Genomic DNA, 16,660 nt, shown 5'->3' with positions numbered 1-16,660 from the left:
GCGCGGGGCCGCAGAGTTTTCCCACTCTCCGTGCGTTTTCCGCCTCCGGCACCTCCGCTCAAGCGGTCGTGCCTGGCGTACCGATGGCGTTGGGGATCACGAAGGGGGTGACGATGACGAATCGCGCGATCGTTCGGCTGACGGTCTGGTTGGTCGCTTTGGCCGCGGCCGCCGCGGGGACAACCGCCCGGGCCCAGACCTACGGGATCGACTTCCGCAACACGCTGATGCCGGCGTCCGGCGGGATGGCCGGCACCAGCGTCGCCGCACCGCAAGACTTCATCTCGGCGATCAACGCTAACCCGGCCGCGCTGACGCAGTACGAGGGCACCCACTTCACCCTCGGCGGCGCCTTCGCCGAGGCGACGGCGAACCTCACACAGAGCGCGCCGCTCCCGCTGCTCGGCGTCGATCCGTTCTCGGCCAAGAGCAGCACGCCGGGGGCGATCGTGCCGGCGATCGGCGTCGCCCAGGAGGTGACCGGCCTGCCCCTGCCGACCACCGTCGGCCTGGCCGTGCTCGGCGCCGCCGGCGGGGGCTCCGACTACGTCCAGGTGCCGGCGAGCAACGGAACGTCGGCCTACCTGCTGATCCTCGAGTTCGCGCCGAGCGTGGCGATCGAGCTCACCGACCGGCTGTCGATCGGTGCCACGATGTTCATCGGCGACGGCTATTCCTCGGGGCCGTCCGTCGGCACGAGCACGATGACCAACGCCTACGCGCTGCGCGGCGGATTCGGCCTCGACTACCGGCTCGGCGACGCGACGTGGCTCGGCGCCTACTACCAGACCAACCAGGATTTCCGGTTCGGCAACCAGCTCGTCTTGTTCTCGCAGTCGCAGTCGCGCGACGTCGACATCGGGCTGCCACAGCAGGTAGGCCTCGGGATCGCCAATGAGTCGCTTCTCGACGGCCGGCTGCTGCTCGCGGCCGACGCGCTGTATCTCGACTGGCGGAGCGCCAGCCTGTTCAAGAGCATCTACACCGGCCAGTGGGTGATACAGACGGGGGCGTAGTACCGGGCCACCGACCGGGTGGCGCTGCGGATCGGCTACGCCTACGCCCAGAACCCGCTCAACGATTCGTTCGGCAGCAGGATCGGCCCGATCGAGGTGCCCGGGGGCCTGCCCGCCGCGCGCTACGTCCAGTCGCAGTTCGCGATCATCAACGAGCACCGGATGGCCGGCGGCATCGGCGTCCGCGACCTGTTGATGCGCGGCCTCGATTTCGACACCTTCGCCGGCGGGATGTTTCCCGCCAGCCAACTGCTCGGCAACTCGACGACGGTGAGCCTCGCCAGCTACTGGATCGGCGTCGGCTTCACCTGGCACTTCCACCAGGCGCCGCAGCCGGCGCGCCGGGGCGCGACATGAGCCGGCCCTGGCGCGGCATCGCCCTTGCGATCGTGGCGCTGGCGGCGGCCGCGGCCGCCACACGGGCGCGGGCTTGGCAAGAGGCGCCCCGCGAGGAGCTGGAAACCGACCGCGACTCGTTCACGTTCGCACCGTCGACCGCGGGCGCCGGGCTGTCGATCGCCGAGCTCTCCTACTCGTTCATCGACAATCGCACCGCCCCCGATGCCCACAGCTACCCGGAGCTGCTCATGCGCCGCGGCTTCGGCGACCGCTTCGAGGCGCGGCTGGGGTTCAATCTCGAGGCCGGGGGGCCGGGGCTGATCTCGGGGAGCGAGTTTGCCGGCGAGGACGTGGTCAGCGAGACGGAGAGCCGGGTGCTGTACGGCGCGAAGGCCGAGACGACCGACCAGGAGGGATGGGTGCCGCGCTCGGCGCTGGTCGTCCAGGGATTCACGCCGGTCTCCGGGCCGTCGAACAAGTCGACGGTGATGGCGGGTGAAGTCTTCGGCTGGCGCTTCGCGGGCGGCACCGAATGGAATACGGCGATCCGCTACGGGACGGGCTTCGCCGAGACCGACGCCTTCAACCAGTGGGCCCCGTCGACGGTGATCAAGGTCCCCGTCGGCGAACGGATGAACGTCCACGCCGAGTACTTCGCGATCCTTTCCGACGGCAAGGACGTTCCGCTCAACCTCCAGTACGCCAGCTTCGGTGGCCATGTCCTGGCGACCGAAAACCTCGAGCTGGGGATCCGGTGCGGGTGGGGGCTCAACGACACCTCGCCCCGATTCTTCACCAATGTCGGCGTCGGCTGGCGCTACTGAATCCCCTCCGGCGGAAACCTGACAGTGCTATACGAAAAACGACATAACACCCACTGTGCGATGGAGCTCCCGGTTTTTAGCGTGTCATATTATGCACATGAAGTGGTTTGAGGATTTCGACGCGTGGGGATCCGCGGTGACCGGCGCGCATCTCCGCCTCGCCTGCGACGGCGTCGAGACGCGGGCGTGGGGGCTGGGTATCGTCGATCTCGACGGCGTCGTGCTCCAGATCGGGAGCGAGGGTGGGGGCACGCTGTGCTACGGCGTCAACGCTCATACCGGCCCATTGCTGTTCGTGCCGCTCATCCATGCTGGCGCTCACGTCGGCAACGGCAGGGCGCTCGACGACGACTCGCTGCTCTTGATCCCCCACGGTGCCGACTTCAGCATCCGGGTCCGCCGCCGGGCCCACGCCTGGCTGTCGGTCGCGCTGCCTGCCGACACGGTGATCGACAGGGATGCAGGGGGCGGAAGTGGTCGCCACGCCACTCCGCCCGGGACGGTGGCGGCGCTGCGGCGGGTGTCGCAAACCATCGCCCAAGCGCTCCTCGGGCAGCCGCCGGGAAGCCCCGCCCACCGCGCTGCCCGCGCCGAGCTGCTCGCGGCAGCGCACGACTGCCTGGCCAGCGAGACGGTGCCACCGATGGTCACCGGACGGCCACGGCTCGACCGGGCGCAGATCATCCGCCGCTCGATGGATGCGATCGATGCGGCACCGATCCTCCCCACCGTCACCGACCTCGTGACGATCGTCGGCGTCAACAGCCGCACGCTGCTACGGACGTTCCAGGAAACGTTCGGCATGCCGCCGAAGCGCTACCTGATGCTCCGCGAGCTCCATGCCGTCCGGCGCCTGCTGACCACGGGTGTCACGCTCGATACGACCGTGGCCGAAGTGCTCGTCCGGAACGGGATCTGGGAGTTCGGCCGGTTCGCGGGGCGCTACCGGCGGCAGTTCGGTGAGTTTCCCTCGGAAACGCTCCGCCGCGCCCAGGGCTGACGGCCCGAGGCGCCCGCGGCCACCGGACGGCCCGGGCGATCCTCTGTCCTCGTCAGCCACCCCGCGCGGCCCGTGTGGGGATCGACCGCCCCTCGAGCCGCTCGGCACGGGCGACGAGCTCGGCCGAGATCGGGCGCGGCACGCCCGCCGCATAGTCGAAGACGACGCAGGTCGACGTGCCGTCGGCCGTGATCGCACCGAGCCGCCGGCTCCAGACGACATGGTCCATGTCGAAGCTCGTCCGGCCGAGGCAGGTGACACGCGTGCCGACGAGCACCTGGTCGGGGTAGTGGAGCTGGCGGCGGAAGTTGCAGGCGACGGCGGCGAGGATCGGCCCCACCCCCTCGGCCCGCATCCGCTCCTCGATCCCTTCGCTGGCCAGGTACACGATCCGCCCCGACTCGAACCAGCGGATCGGCACGGTGTTGTTGACGTGGCCGATCGCGTCTTGGTCGTTCCACTGCACGGCCAGCTCGATCACCACCGGAAACGACGCCAGCTCGTCCGGCCGCGGGCCGGACAGCGGATGGGGGTTGGTAACGGGGTCGGGCATCGGAAGGCGGGCCGGCGTCGGGATCGCTCAGGCCTGTGAATAGTCCATCATGATCGGCGCCGCATCGATTGCCGGCATCCCCGGGAAGCCGCCGTCGGCGATCGCCTCGCCGAGTTTCGTGACCCGCCGCAGGTCGCCGTCACTCGGACGAGCGCCGCGGAGGCGGCGGAGGAGATCGCTGGCGAGGACGTCGGCCGCCTCCTGGACGATCGCCTCGGGGCGTTCGGCCGCCCAGCGGCAGACCGCCACCACCGTGATCAGATCCTGGACTCGCTGCGACACCTCTGCCATCCGGCACTGCCGATCGGCGAGCTTGAGCTGGTGCTTGACCATCACGCCACTGATCTCGGTCGCCGAGCGGTCGAGCTGCTCGTGCGCCGCGTCGAGGTGGCCGCGGAGCCGCGCCGGCATCGAAGGCCACTGCACCTTCCGCCGGCCGGCAAACGCACGCCCCGCCCGCCACTTCGCATAGGGCACCAGCGCCTTGCGCAGCGCCCAGGCATGGGCCGGATTGGCGGGGTTGGGGTTTTTCAGGCCGGCGGCCTGGATCGCCTTGCCGATCGGCTCGAAGTAGGCCTTGCCATGCTCCTTGACGAGCGACTTGAAAAACGCCATCCCGAGCATCTCCCCCTCGCCCTCGTAGATGCAGGGGGCGAGGAACTCGTGGAGGTTGTCGCCGAGGAGGTGGCCGTGGAGGAACGCCCGGCCGCCGTGGGTCTTCATCAACAGCTCGACCGCCGCTTCCTTCTGCGACTCGCTGCCGAAGATCTTGGCGATGATGCACTCCATCTCGCCGCGGTAGCCCTGGTCGAGAAGGCTCGCGCACCAGTCGCGGATCGCGTCGCAGCCGACGATCAGCGCTGCCATCCGCCCCAGCCGGCGCCGGACCAGCTCCCGGCGCACGATCGCCTCGCCGTACGTCCGCCGGAACCGGGCCCAGGGGATCATGCTCGCGAGCATCACGCGCATCGTGCCGGCGGCGGCGGCGCAGAGGGCGACGCGGCCGAGGTTCAGGCCGTGGTAAGCGATCGTCAGTCCGTCGCCGTGCGGGGGGCGGAGGAGGTTCTCGCGCGGCACGCGGAACCCGCGGAACACGAGGCCGTTGTTGAACGAATGCGTCAGCGCGTAGAGACCGTAGCGCCGCACCTGGAACGTCTCGTCCTCGTGCTCGGGCAGGTCGGCGATCAGCACCGCCGGCTTCCCTTCGACGAGGCACACCAGCCCGATCGTGCGGCCGGGGATCGCATTGGTGATGAACAGCTTCTCGCCATCGACGACGTAGTGGTCGCCATCGAGGCGAGCGCTGGTGCGCAGGGCCGTCAGATCGCTGCCGGCGGCCGGCTCGGTGAGGGCGAACGCGGAGAGGCGATTCCCCGCGGCGAGATCAGGGAGGAGGCGGCGCTTTTGCTCGTCGGTCCCGAAGGCGCGCAGCGGATCGACCGCGCCGATGCAGCCGTGCACCGACGCCAGTCCGGCGACGGTCGGATCGATCGTCGCCATCTCGGTGAGGAACCGGGCGAACGCCGTGAACGGGCAGGCGCTGCCGCCGTGTTCGCGATCGACGAGCAGCCCCCAGTAGCCGACGCCGCCGAGGTCGGCGAGCACCGCCGGCGCTACTTTCCCGGCCGCATCGTGGAGCGTGCCGCCCCGCTTGTGGCGGCGGACGAGCTCGAGCGATTCGTCCATCGTCCGCCGGCAGGCGGCGTCGACGGTCGGCTCGGTGACGGAAAACTGCTCGGCGGGAAACGCCGTGTCCCACACCGTCCGGTGCGCCGGGCTCGCGGCGGTCCGGTAACGCTCGGCAAACAGCGTCTCGACCTGCTCGTCGGCGCGGTCGAGCCGGCCGGTGGCACGCGTCTCCTCGGCGCTCTTGCCCGAGAGCTCCAGGGCCGTCTCGACGAACGAGCGCTCGCCGGTATCGTCAGAGGCCACGGGCGGGCGGGCGGTGGGCGTCGACATGATCCCCTCCGGAAGTATCACGGTGACCGTCGAACAGTCCGCCGTCCCCGTCGGCGGTCTCGCCGCAATGATAGCAGGCCGCGTGGCCAGACGACCGGTGCGCGAGGCGTCAGCCGCGCCATTCCCGCTGGTACAACACCTGCGTCGTCGGCGGCACGACCGGCTCCTCGGGCAGCAGGCAGCGCACGAGGGCATAGCCGGCGCGGTGGCCGGCGGTGTCGAGCCAATTGGGATGGCCGGGATCGTGGTGGGCCAGGCAGATTTCGTAGGACCCGTCGGCGGCGACCGCGAGCGTGCGGTCGTTGAGGCAGATCCGGTGGCTCCCGTAGTCGAGGCTCTCGAGCCACGCGTTGTACAGACAGATCCCCCACCAGCGGCCGCGCGGCAGCCGACCGCGGACGAGCATCATCTGGTCGTCGCCGAACCGGTAGCGGCAGCCGAGGTAGACGTTGTCGGGGGTCGGAAACAACAGGCTGCCGTCCATCACGGCAAACACGTTGGGGACCGCACGCGCGGTCTGCTCCCAGGTGCCGGCGGTCCGGGCGACGACCGCCTCGAGGTTGCGCCGGGCGCGGCCGACGGAGGCCGCGAGCGCCGCGGCGTCGAGTGGCCGCGGGGGCGGCCCCCCGATCAGTTCGATCGCCAGCTCGAGGGGCGCTTCGCGGCTCCGATCACGGTAGTACTGGCGCACCATGACGGCGATCTCATCGCCGCTGCCGACGAGGTCGGCGTCGGGCGCGGCGGCCAGCGTGAGCGAAAACCGTCCGTCGGGACCGACGAACCGGCTGTCGTGCCGATGCGCGCCGACCGCCCCCCCTTTCCTGTAGAGCAGCAGGCCGACATACGCGCTGCCCGGCGGCACGCGCCCGCTGATCCGGTAGCGCCGGCCCCCCGAGAGGCGCACGGGGGCGCGCCAGTAGTCGGCGTCGGGATTGTCGGCGAACATCTTCCGCGACGGCCCTTCGGCATGGTGGAACCGCGGCCGGTCGATGTCGCCTTGTTCGACGAACAGATCGACGCTCGCCGACACCATCCGGAGAAGGAACCGCCGCCCTTCGACGTCGTCGAGGTCGGCCGGCATCCGCATCCGCTGTTCCAGCTTTCGCGCGGTCTCCCACAGGCCGTCGAGCGCCGCCGTGACCGCCGCGATCGGTGGCGGGGCGAGGGCGCCGAGGTCGTAGCCGAGCTCGCGCGCCAGGCCGTGGGTCGCGGGCGTGACGCGCGCCGGGTCGAAGCTCTCGAGCCAACTCGTCGCCAGCTCGGGCTGGATCCGGCCGCGGCCCGCCATGTTGGGATCCCCCACGGCGCGGGCGCCGCTGGGCCCCTCCCGCATCCGTTCCCCCTCATAGGGCGTCAGCAGCGCCTCGTGGAACGGGATCGCGAGGCGCTGGCAGACCTTCCCGAGGGCGTCCCGCGGATCGGTGACGAGGTCCTCGTAGCGCACCAGTGCCTGCCGCTCGGCGGGGATCGTCGCCAGGAAGTCGCGGAGGGCCCGGTTGGTCGAGTACCACAGATCCCCGGTCTCGGCCGCGTAACCCGACAGCATCACCTCGGCCATCGGCATGTTTTCGATCGACCGCGTCACGCTTCCCGGATGGCGCACGATCCACAGCCAGCGCGCCAGGGGAAACCACTCGACCAGCCGCCCGAGCGCCGACGGATCGACGGCCAGATGGGGGCACTTGTCGACGAGGATCCGCGGCGCGATCCGCTCCTGGACCCAGGCATAGACCTCGCGCGTGCCACGGTCGGCCAGCGACGCCTCGACGCGCTTCGCCTCATCGACGTCGACCTGCAGCAGCTCCATGATCGTCCGCCGCAGGCCCCCTTTTTCCCAGAACCTTTCCTCGAGGCGCGCCGCGCGCTCGGCCATCGTGGCGAACGGGGCGAGGAGCATCTCCGGGGGCGCGAACAGACCAGGGTGGCCGGCGAGCATCACGCGCAGCAGCGTCGTCCCGCTGCGCGGCGAACCGACGACGAACAGCGGATCGGTCATGGAGCGGCTCCGGGATGGCTGGCCGCGGCGCCGCCCGGCGTGGCGCCGAGCCCGAGCTCGCGGCGCAGCGGCTTTTTGTCGACCTTGCCGTTGGGGAGCAGCGGCAACGACGCGCGGACGACGAACGCCTTGGGGACCTTGAAGTTCACCAGCCGCACGCGGCAGTGCTCGCGGAGCTCGTCTTCTCCGACCGCCATCCCGGGCTTCGGCATCACGAACGCGTGGCCGACCTCGTCGAACACCTCGTGCGGCACGCCGATCACCGCGCAGAACAACACCGCCGGATGGGCCTCGATCACGTCCTCGACCTCGCGCGGGAAGACGTTTTCCCCGCCGGTTTTGAACATCTCCGACCTCCGCCCCTCGAGCGACAGGTAGCCGCGCTCGTCCATCCGGCCGAGGTCGCCGGTGTGGTACCAGCCATCGGCATCGATCGCCGCGGCGGTCAGCCCCGGCTCCCGGAAATAGCCGAGCATCACCGTCGGCCCGCGGAAGCAGACCTCCCCGACGGCCCCGCAGGGCAGCGGCCGCCGTGCGTCGTCGACGATCCGCATCTCGAACGGCGGCACGACGCGGCCGCAGGTCGTGGCGAGCAGATCGAGCGGATCGTCGGGCATCGAGTAGGTGGTGAATCCGCACAGCTCTGTCGAGCCGTAGCCGGTCGAGAGGCGCGCGCCGGTGGCCGCGGCGATCCGCGACAGCACGCCGAGAAGCAGGGGCGACGCCCGCGCGCCACCCCAGACGATGCTCCGCACGCGCGACCAGTCCAGCGTGGCGAACGCCGGCGACTGCATCTGCATCAGGAACATCACCGGCACCTGGCCGACCATCGTCACCCCCTCGCGGGCGATCGTCTCGAGCGATGCCTGAGGGTCGAACCGGTCCATGAGCACCAGCGTGCTGCCCACCAGCAGGCTCGTGGCGGCGATCTCGACGTCGGCGGCGACATGGTTGATCGGAAAGTGGAGGAGCAGCTTCCCCGCCTCGTCGGCGAGCATGTGGCGCGACTCGGTAGCGGCGCTGGTGAGGATCGCCCGGTGGCTGTGGAGCACCCCCTTGGGCCGGCCGGTCGAGCCCGACGTGTACATCAGCAGGGTCGGGTCGTCGGGCGACACCTCGGCCTGGCGGGCGGCGAGTGCCGCGGCGAGCTCGGGGCGGTCGCGGTCGACGAACGCGGCATGGTCGTCGGCCGCGCCGCCGCCGATCACCAGCACGCGCCGGACCGCCGGCACGACCGTAGCCAGCTCGCGCGCCCGCGCGGCGATGTCGGCACCGAGATACTCGCCGAGCGCGACCAGCACCGTCGGCTCGGCGTGGGCGACCAGCTCACGCAGCTCGTCGATCGTGAACTTGGCATTCAGCCCCAGCCAGATCGCGCCGACACGCCCTGCGGCCAATATCGTGGTGACGAATTCGGGGCAGGGGGCGCCGAGCAGCGCCACCCGATCGCCGCGGGCCACCCCCGCCTCGAGCAGCGCCAGGGCCGTGCGCTCGACCGCTACCTCCAGCTGCCGCCACGTGATCCGCACGGTGCCACAGACGACCGCCTCGGCGTCGGGCCTGGCGGCGGCGTGCCGCGACACGCACTGCCACAACAACTCAGGACCGTCGTCCGCGTGCTGCTGACTGGCCACGGTCGGTCTCCGCGCGCCCTGTTCTACTCCCCCCGTCGGTCGAGTATCGTTCGGCGAGCGGGGGATGGGCAAGCGACTCTCACGGACCAGCAGTTTGGAGGTGACCGGTGGCACTACGAGATCCTGGCGGTGCGGCCGACCTGACCGCGAAGACGGTGTTCGTCACCGGCGCGTCGCGCGGGATCGGCCTGGCGATCGCACTGGCAGTGGCGCGCTGCGGGGCCAACGTCGTGATCGCGGCCAAGACCGCCGCGCCGCATCCCAAGCTCCCGGGCACGATCCACGACGCGGCGCGCCAGGTGGAGGAGGCGGGGGGCCGGGCGCTGGCCGTCGCGCTCGACATCCGTGACGACTCAGCGGTGGAGGGGGCGGTGGCCGCGGCCGTCGAGCGGTTCGGCGGGATCGACGCCTGCGTCAACAACGCCGGTGCGATCTTTCTCGCACCCACGCTCGACACGCCGGTCAAGCGCTTCGACCTCGTCCATCAGGTCAACGCCCGCGGCGCGTTCGTCGTCACGCGCGCCTGCCTGCCGCACCTGTTGAAGAGTGCCAATCCCCACGTGCTCTCGATCTGCCCGCCGCTGTCGCTCGAGCCGCGCTGGTACGCGCCGCACCTGGCCTACACGCTGTCGAAGATGGGGATGAGCCTCGGCGTCCTCGGGCTGGCGGAGGAGTTTCGCGGGCGCGTCGCGGTCAACGCGCTGTGGCCGCGGACGACGATCGACACCGCCGCGGTCCGCAACCTCCTCGGCGGCGAGCCACTGGCCAGGCAGAGCCGGCTGCCGGCGATCATGGGGGACGCGGCGGTGGCGATCCTGACCCGCGCGCACGCCGGCTGCACGGGGCGGTTCCTCCTCGACGAGGAGGTGCTGCGCGACGAGGGGGTCACCGACTTCGAGCCCTACGCCGTCACCCCCGGCGGTCCGCTCCAGACCGACCTGTTCGTGTGACGTGCCGCACGGGGGCCCGCGCGGGACGACCATGGTGCACGGAAGAAAAAGTCGCGCCGCGGGGAAGGAATGCCCACCGGCCGCGGTGTCCGGGCACGGCCGTCGGTCGCGACCGATGAGGGCACGGTGCGGACCGCGCCGCTCACGGCCAGGACGGTGATCGTTCGGCGATCAGCGACTCGATCCGCTCCGCGATCCAGGCATCGCCGGTCGCACCCTTCCACTTCAGCTCCCCTGGCCAGAACGCGCGGAGATACCCGCGGCGGTCGATGACATAGACCGACGGCCACATCGAGTTTCCCCAGGCATTCCAGTTGGCCTTGTCGCCGTCGATCAACACCGGAAACCGAAAACCGGCGTCGCTCGCCATCTGGCGCACCCGGTCATCGTCCTGCTCCGCTTCGGTCTCCGGCGTGTGGATCCCGACGATGGCGACGTCGTCGGCACTGAAGCGTTCGCGCCACTCGCGGTACACGGGATAGTTGGCGACGCAATTGTGGCAGCCGAACGCATAGAAATGGATGACGACCACCTTGCCGGCAAGTGCCGCCAGGTTCACCGGATCGCCCCCGACCCAGTGACCGGAATCGATCAATTCGGGGACGTGGTAGGCCGGCTGACCGAGCGAACCGAGATCGAAGTCGCGCCCGAGCGCACGTTGCCAGGCCGACTTCTGCGCCGGCGAGAGCAGCGCCGTCACGTCACGCATCTCGTCCTTCCTCAGTTGGGCATACCGCGTCTCGAGGGGTCCGCGCGGCTCGCCGTCGGCGGCGCGCCGTTCGAGCTCCCTGACGGCCCGCGCCGCTCCGAGAATCACCTCCTCGAGCCGCTCGCGCCGGTCACCATCGAGATCCAGCCGATCCGCGAGACCGGGCCTGAGGACGGCCGTGGTGCCGTAGACGCAGGTCCTTATCTCCGTGAATCGCCGCCACTGGCGGGCGTCGAAGATCCCCTGGACCCGCTCGAGCAGGTCGTTGACGGTGCTTTCCACATGGCGCGCGGCATCGTCACCGGAGCGGTTGCGAAGTGGGAAAAACCGCGCGTCATACTCGTCGAGCAACGTCCGGAAGTGCCGCTGCTGGGAGGCGGAGAGGGTGAGCTCCCGGGCCACCGCCGGCTCGTGCAGCAAGCTCCACACCGGGTCGGCCCCGTAAAACGGGTCGGCAGCCCGCGCCCCACAAGCGAGTGCGCTGACGACGAGTGCCACGCCGACGACCGTCAGCGATCGTGGGCCTCCGCGCCAGGCGGTGGGGCGACCGCCGGGCAGCGGCGTCAAGCTCACGGCGGCCGACTTGCGGCCCTCGCCAGCGCGATCGAGACCATACGGCATCGTTTCGGCCCCACACATTTCGTCACCGCTTTTCCGGGAGCGGACTGCTGCCGAGCAAACCACACCGGCCGCTGCTTTCGTAAGCCTGCCGGACCGATTGTACTGGCGCGACTGGAGAGTCGCTCCGTTGTCCCGCGACCGTGGCGGGGGCTGGAAGACGAGTCGTGATCCCGTGGCTGCTACACTCGCCGCATGCAAGCGCCTCTGGAATTCCTCGATACTTTTCGCCGTGATCTTCGGTCCGGAGGGCTGCGCTTTGCCATCACCAGCGGCATGGCCTGCGTGCGGTACGGGCTGCAGCAAACGACCAAAGACTCCGATTGGATCGTTCCCCCTGAGCAGGCCGAGATGCTCCGCGAATTGCTTGCCCGCCGCGAGGGCGGGCTGGCTCCGTGGGCCATCCGCTACCGCTCCATCTTCGGCGCGCCGTTGGAAGCAGAGTGGCTGGCCGGGGGTTGGACGTCGCATCTGGCCATCCGAACCGAGGCAACCGGATCGGACCACCACCTCGACTTCTTCGGGAAGCCTCCACGGGTGAAGGCTTGGCAGACCGACCCGGCCGAAGCCGACTTCGCCGATCGGGACACCGTCACCCGGATGAAGAAAACCGATCGTGACAAAGACTGGCCGATCGTCGGCGGGTTGGCCGCCCAGTCATTCGCACGCGGCGACGGAAAGGCGCTGCTCCACCTCCAGGCGGTGGAACCGCTGCGGCGGGCTTGGTCGGCCACACCAGACGCCGAACGCGGTGCGGCGATCGCCATGCGGCCACTGCTGGCGGCTGTCGATCGCACGGCCGACGATCTCCATTTGGAGTTCCTGGTCAGGGCCGAGCGGCTGGTCTGGGAGGCTGTCAATCGCGGTCGCTACGGCCTCTACCAATCGACTTGGAAAGCATTTTACCGGCGGTGGCAGGGAGCCGAAGACTGTCCCTGGCCTCGATCCGGTCCCTTCGCCGACCAGCACCATGCCATCGTCTCCGCCGCCCGGCGCCACGGCCTTCCCTCCGCTCCGCTCACGCCGTCGGCCCGCGTTACGATTTATGAAGCCGGGTTGTCACGGGCTGCCGTACTCGCGAACCTCGAACCGGCTCGGCTCGCGGCCGTGGCTCCGCCGATCGACGAGGTCCTTCCATGAATGATCCCGCTTCGCCCGAGCAGGCGGGTGATGCCGAATACCCGGAGTGGTACTACGACCTTCTCGCCCGCACGATGGGAGAGGAGAAAGCGGCGTGGGCCAGGCTGCCGCCCCACGAGCGCGAGGCCGAGTTGACCGCTCTCCACCGGGCGTTCGACACGCCCGACGACCTGTCGGTCTGGCCGGCGGAGCTCGATGGCGGCTGCGACCGGCCCTGAGGCCACGACATCGCGGTCTATCTGTCCGTGGAAAAAAGTCATCCATGACCTTTTCCCACTTCGGACACCCCGAGAAAAGCCGGGGCTTTTTCGGGGTGTCTGCCGCCGCATCCAGCGGCGGATCACTGTGACCACGGTCTGCTATCGCGACGCGGCGATCACGGCCGCCACGACCGAGCCGCACTCTGCCCGTCAAGTGAGCCGGCCAGAAGCCAGCCGCGCCTTGACCGCCTCGAGGAGTTGCTCGGCTACCGGTTGCGAGAGGCCCGGAAAATCCACGAAATCAGCCTCGGCGACGACGTTGCCCCGAAACTTCAGCAACGCCCGTCCGGGTCGAGCACCCTTGCTACAGAGCCGCAGCGTCTCCAAGCACGTGACGGAAAACGACCCGGTCGGGACGCGAACGCTACCCCCGTGAACAATCACAGAGCGCTGGGCATTCAAATACTTCTCATGCAATGTATAGAAGTGCAATGCAGTCAACACGATCTGCATCGCCGCACCGCCACCGAGACTCAGGGCGCTGAGATTGCCCTCCCGGCCAAGGGTGCGCCCCGCAACGACGGACACGATCATGACGCCAAGATACGCAGCCGCGAGGCCCCGCCAGCTATACAGCCATGTGGGGAAAAAATGCCGGATGCACGGCAACCCGTAGATGCCACTGGTACTACTCCGGGCATTAAATAGTTGACTTGCGGGATTTGCCTCGCTATGATCAGTGCATGGCACACAAAGACGCTCGCTCGCTGTCGCCTGAAGCCCAAGAAGACCTTCGCCGCCGCGTGATCGACGCGGTGCTGACGCAAGGGATGAAGAAGGCCCACGCATCAAGAACGTTCGGCGTCTCACGCCAGGCAATCAACAATTGGCTCGACGCTCACGAACGCGGTGGTGACGCCGCTCTGGCTGCAAAGACGCGAGGGCGGCCGAAGGAGCGAATGATCGCCCCGAAGCAGCAAGCGAAGATCGTTCGGATCATCCAAGGCAAGTGCCCCGACCAACTCAAACTTCCGTTCGCTCTTTGGACGCGTGAGGCGGTTGTCGAACTCATCAAGACGCACACCGGTCGGCAGGTCTCGGTCTGGACGGCGGGCCGATACCTGAAGGATTGGGGCTTCACGCCGCAGAAGCCGGTGCGGCGAGCCTATGAGCGAGATCCGGTTGCTGTGCAAGCCTGGCTCGACAAGGAGTACCCGGCGATCCAACGGTGGGCAAAGGCCCAGAATGCCCTGATTCTCTGGGGAGACGAGATGGGGCTCCGGTCTGACGACACCGTCGGACGCACCTATTCGCCACGAGGGCAGACGCCCATCGTTCCCGCGACCGGCCGCCGGTTCGGATGCAGCATGATCTCGGCCATCAGCAATCTGGGACGCCTCTGGTTCATGGTGTTCTCATGCCGCTTCAACGCCGATGTCTTCATTCGCTTCCTCGCCCGGCTCCTGCGATCCACCGACGGCAGGAAGATCATCCTCATCGTGGACTCGCATCCCGCCCACAAGGCCGCGAAGGTAGCCCGCTGGATCGCAGCCAAGAGGGAGCGGCGGGCGGGCCTCGAGCTCTGCTTCATGCCCGGCTACAGCCCCGAGCTCAACCCAGACGAGTTGCTCAACCAAGACACCAAGCAGGCCATGCGGCGACAACGGCCCCGAGATCAGTCGCAGATGATGGCAAACGCCAGAGCACACCTCCGCCGCCGCCAGAATCAGCCTGGCGTAGTCCGCAACTTCTTCGAAGAAGAACACGTCCGCTACGCGGCCGCCGCCGGATAGAAAACGTCAACTATTGGATGCTCCCCGTAGTAACCGGAGGCCGCCAACACAGCGTCCATCCATCGGGCGTTTCGTCGATTCGCCAGGTATCCGGCAATAAACCTGGATCCGGTAGGACATCCATCGCCCATCGCCTCCGCGGTGTTCACGCGATCGATGACGCCACGATGCCCCGCCGCGGCGTTACCCACGCTAGCCAGTGACCCTTGCCGAATCAGACCCCCGTCGGGTCGGCCGGTGTCGAAGCATACACGCCGTCGACCAGGTCGCGGAAGCGCTCGAGGACGAACGCGCGGCGGATCTTGAGCGTGGTCGTCATCTCTTGGCGGGCGAAGTCGAGGGGCCGCGACAGCACTACGAACGCGCGCACGCGCTCCGGCTGCCCGACCACCCGCATCGCCAGATTGACCCGCTCGGCGATGAACTCGACCAGCGCCGGCGTCACGATCCGTTCCCCCTCGACGTCGAACCCGCAGCCGAGCTGCTCGGCCTTCGCTCGAAGCTGGTCGAGGGCCGGCACGAGCAGCGCCCCCACGAACGGCCGCCCCTCGCCGAACACCACCGCCTGGTCGATCCAGGGATCGGCCACGAGCAGGGCCTCGAGCGCCGTCGGGGCGACGTTCTTGCCGCCGGCGGTCACGATCAGGTCTTTCTTGCGGTCGGTGATCCGCAGGTAACCGTCGGCATCGAGCGCGCCGACGTCGCCGGTGGCAAACCAGCCGTCGGCGTCGAGGACAAGATGCGTCGAGGCATCGTCTTTCCAGTAGCCCCGCATCACGTGCGGGCCGCGGGTGAGGATCTCGCCGTCGGCGGCGATCCGAACCTCCACGCCGGGCAGCGGGCGGCCGACGGTGCCGTTGCGATTGGAGTCGGGGGTGTTGAACGAAATGATCGGGGAGGTTTCCGTGAGACCGTAGCCCTGGAGGATCGGGATCCCCGCCGCCGCGAACCCCTCGGCGATCGCCACCGGCAGGGCGGCGCCGCCGGCGCCGAATTCGCGGAGCCGCGGACCGGCGACAAGACGGAGGCGCTGCGCCCGGGCCGCCGGCTCGAGTGCCGCGAGCGCCGACCAGAGCTTCTCGTAAAACCGCGGAACGCCGTTCATCCAGTGGGGCCAGGTCTCGCCGATGTTGGCCACCAGCCGTTCCTGCGACTCGGCAAACGCCACGGTCTCGGCGTGGAGCATCGTCATCGTGTGGTCGCAGGTGCGGGCGTAGATGTGGCTCAAGGGCAGCCAGGCGAGGGTCGTGTCGTCGGGCTTGCGGCCGGCGATCGAGAGGGCGGCCTCGGCGTTGGAGAGAAGATTCCCGTGGGTCAGCATCACCCCCTTCGAGATGCCGGTCGTACCGCTGGTGTAGATGATCGTCGCCAGGTCGGAGCGCGTGATCGCCCGCTCGCGCGCGATCACGGCCGCGCGCCAGTCGGCCGCGGAGAGCCGGCCGCGCTGGCAGAGGCCGGCCCACGACATGACCTGCTTGCCGGCGAGCGGACCGGCGCCGGGATCGATGACGACGACCCATTCGAGGTCGGGCAGCGTGTCGACGACCGCGGCGATCTTCGCCGCCTGAGCCGGGGTGCTGACGATCGCGGCGCGGGCGCCGGAGTGGGCGAGTTGGAAGCCGACCTGCTCGGCGGCGAGCGTGGCATGGAGCGGCACGTCGATCGCCCCGGCCGAGAGGATCGCGATGTCGGCCACGAGCCACTCGGGGCGGTTCTCGGCGAGGATCGCGACCCGATCGCCGGGGGCAATTCCAAGGGCGACCAGACCGGCGGCGGCCGCGTCGGCGGCGGCGCGGTACTCGCGCCACGAGATCTCGCGCCAGCGGCCGTGTTCCTTCCAGCGGAGCGCGGGCTTCCCCGCGTGGCGATCGGCCACCGCCCGGTGGGCGACGGGAATCGAGGGATGTTCCATCGTCTTCTCCTCCCCGC

General features: G+C 69.4%; 15 protein-coding genes. 8 read left to right on the top strand and 7 right to left on the bottom strand.

The genetic code is table 11. From position 1 onward, the window contains the following. Positions 1-83: 83 nt before the first annotated feature. From FJ309_00845 to FJ309_00830, 4 genes are all read left to right on the top strand, one after another. A complete protein-coding gene (locus tag FJ309_00845; protein MBM3953164.1) occupies positions 84-1,016 on the top strand; it encodes a hypothetical protein in 933 nt (310 codons plus the stop codon). Between the two features lie 18 nt (positions 1,017-1,034). Continuing rightward, positions 1,035-1,373, top strand: coding sequence for a hypothetical protein (locus FJ309_00840; protein MBM3953163.1), 339 nt, complete (start codon positions 1,035-1,037; stop codon positions 1,371-1,373). Next, complete coding sequence (locus tag FJ309_00835) at positions 1,370-2,179, top strand: transporter (protein MBM3953162.1); 810 nt, start codon at positions 1,370-1,372, stop codon at positions 2,177-2,179. Before FJ309_00840 ends, FJ309_00835 begins: the two co-directional genes overlap by 4 nt. Before the next feature lie 91 nt (positions 2,180-2,270). After that, positions 2,271-3,179, top strand: coding sequence for an AraC family transcriptional regulator (locus FJ309_00830; protein ID MBM3953161.1), 909 nt, complete (start codon positions 2,271-2,273; stop codon positions 3,177-3,179). Positions 3,180-3,231: 52 nt separating this feature from the next. Here the strand turns inward: FJ309_00830 and FJ309_00825 are convergent, their stop codons facing one another. The 4 genes from FJ309_00825 to FJ309_00810 all read right to left on the bottom strand — a co-directional run bounded on the left by FJ309_00825 (position 3,232) and on the right by FJ309_00810 (position 9,435). Then, positions 3,232-3,732 carry an acyl-CoA thioesterase gene (locus FJ309_00825; protein MBM3953160.1) on the bottom strand — a complete coding sequence of 167 codons (501 nt, stop codon included), beginning with the start codon at positions 3,730-3,732 and terminating at the stop codon, positions 3,232-3,234. 27 nt (positions 3,733-3,759) lie between these two features. Further along, on the bottom strand, positions 3,760-5,691 hold the full coding sequence (locus tag FJ309_00820; GenBank protein MBM3953159.1) for an acyl-CoA dehydrogenase: 1,932 nt from the start codon (positions 5,689-5,691) through the stop codon (positions 3,760-3,762). Positions 5,692-5,800: 109 nt separating this feature from the next. Continuing rightward, a complete protein-coding gene (locus FJ309_00815; protein ID MBM3953158.1) occupies positions 5,801-7,687 on the bottom strand; it encodes a DUF1214 domain-containing protein in 1,887 nt (628 codons plus the stop codon). After that, entirely contained in the window at positions 7,684-9,435 is a 1,752-nt protein-coding gene (locus FJ309_00810) for an acyl--CoA ligase (GenBank protein MBM3953157.1), read from the bottom strand. The genes FJ309_00815 and FJ309_00810 overlap by 4 nt, the downstream gene beginning before the upstream one ends. A gap of 26 nt (positions 9,436-9,461) precedes the next feature. Here FJ309_00810 and FJ309_00805 point away from each other — a divergent pair, with 26 nt between their 5' ends. Then, positions 9,462-10,271: an NAD(P)-dependent oxidoreductase gene (locus tag FJ309_00805; protein MBM3953156.1), complete on the top strand. Its 810-nt coding sequence runs from the start codon at positions 9,462-9,464 to the stop codon at positions 10,269-10,271. A gap of 142 nt (positions 10,272-10,413) precedes the next feature. On the opposite strand, the gene FJ309_00800 is transcribed toward FJ309_00805, so the two are convergent. Beyond that, positions 10,414-12,069 carry a redoxin domain-containing protein gene (locus tag FJ309_00800; GenBank protein MBM3953155.1) on the bottom strand — a complete coding sequence of 552 codons (1,656 nt, stop codon included), beginning with the start codon at positions 12,067-12,069 and terminating at the stop codon, positions 10,414-10,416. Positions 12,070-12,135: 66 nt separating this feature from the next. Between FJ309_00800 and FJ309_00795 the strand changes: the two genes are divergently transcribed. Next, the gene (locus FJ309_00795; protein ID MBM3953154.1) at positions 12,136-12,738 is read left to right on the top strand and encodes a hypothetical protein; all 603 of its coding nucleotides are present in this window, start codon (positions 12,136-12,138) and stop codon (positions 12,736-12,738) included. After that, positions 12,735-12,956 (top strand): hypothetical protein, encoded by a 222-nt coding sequence (locus FJ309_00790; protein MBM3953153.1) that lies wholly within the window; start codon positions 12,735-12,737, stop codon positions 12,954-12,956. Before FJ309_00795 ends, FJ309_00790 begins: the two co-directional genes overlap by 4 nt. A 192-nt stretch (positions 12,957-13,148) precedes the next feature. Here the strand turns inward: FJ309_00790 and FJ309_00785 are convergent, their stop codons facing one another. Next, a complete protein-coding gene (locus FJ309_00785) occupies positions 13,149-13,532 on the bottom strand; it encodes a hypothetical protein (protein MBM3953152.1) in 384 nt (127 codons plus the stop codon). Positions 13,533-13,681: 149 nt separating this feature from the next. Between FJ309_00785 and FJ309_00780 the strand changes: the two genes are divergently transcribed. Continuing rightward, complete coding sequence (locus FJ309_00780) at positions 13,682-14,731, top strand: IS630 family transposase (protein ID MBM3953151.1); 1,050 nt, start codon at positions 13,682-13,684, stop codon at positions 14,729-14,731. Between the two features lie 214 nt (positions 14,732-14,945). On the opposite strand, the gene FJ309_00775 is transcribed toward FJ309_00780, so the two are convergent. Beyond that, a complete protein-coding gene (locus FJ309_00775) occupies positions 14,946-16,643 on the bottom strand; it encodes a long-chain fatty acid--CoA ligase (GenBank protein ID MBM3953150.1) in 1,698 nt (565 codons plus the stop codon). Positions 16,644-16,660: the final 17 nt, after the last annotated feature.

Source organism: Planctomycetota bacterium (genome assembly GCA_016872555.1).
Lineage (GTDB): Bacteria > Planctomycetota > Planctomycetia > Pirellulales > UBA1268 > F1-20-MAGs016.
This window is presented reverse-complemented; position numbering and strand designations above follow the sequence as displayed.

Coding starts and splice junctions, on each gene's coding strand:
- FJ309_00845 (MBM3953164.1), top strand. CDS start 84: ATGGCGTTGGGGATCACGAAGGGGGTGACGATGACGAATCGCGCGATC.
- FJ309_00835 (MBM3953162.1), top strand. CDS start 1,370: ATGAGCCGGCCCTGGCGCGGCATCGCCCTTGCGATCGTGGCGCTGGCG.
- FJ309_00830 (MBM3953161.1), top strand. CDS start 2,271: ATGCACATGAAGTGGTTTGAGGATTTCGACGCGTGGGGATCCGCGGTG.
- FJ309_00825 (MBM3953160.1), bottom strand. CDS start 3,732: ATGCCCGACCCCGTTACCAACCCCCATCCGCTGTCCGGCCCGCGGCCG.
- FJ309_00820 (MBM3953159.1), bottom strand. CDS start 5,691: ATGTCGACGCCCACCGCCCGCCCGCCCGTGGCCTCTGACGATACCGGC.
- FJ309_00815 (MBM3953158.1), bottom strand. CDS start 7,687: ATGACCGATCCGCTGTTCGTCGTCGGTTCGCCGCGCAGCGGGACGACG.
- FJ309_00800 (MBM3953155.1), bottom strand. CDS start 12,069: ATGCGACGTCCAACCCCCGGCCAGCCACTCTGCTTCCAACGGCGCGCC.
- FJ309_00790 (MBM3953153.1), top strand. CDS start 12,735: ATGAATGATCCCGCTTCGCCCGAGCAGGCGGGTGATGCCGAATACCCG.
- FJ309_00785 (MBM3953152.1), bottom strand. CDS start 13,532: ATGATCGTGTCCGTCGTTGCGGGGCGCACCCTTGGCCGGGAGGGCAAT.
- FJ309_00780 (MBM3953151.1), top strand. CDS start 13,682: ATGGCACACAAAGACGCTCGCTCGCTGTCGCCTGAAGCCCAAGAAGAC.
- FJ309_00775 (MBM3953150.1), bottom strand. CDS start 16,643: ATGGAACATCCCTCGATTCCCGTCGCCCACCGGGCGGTGGCCGATCGC.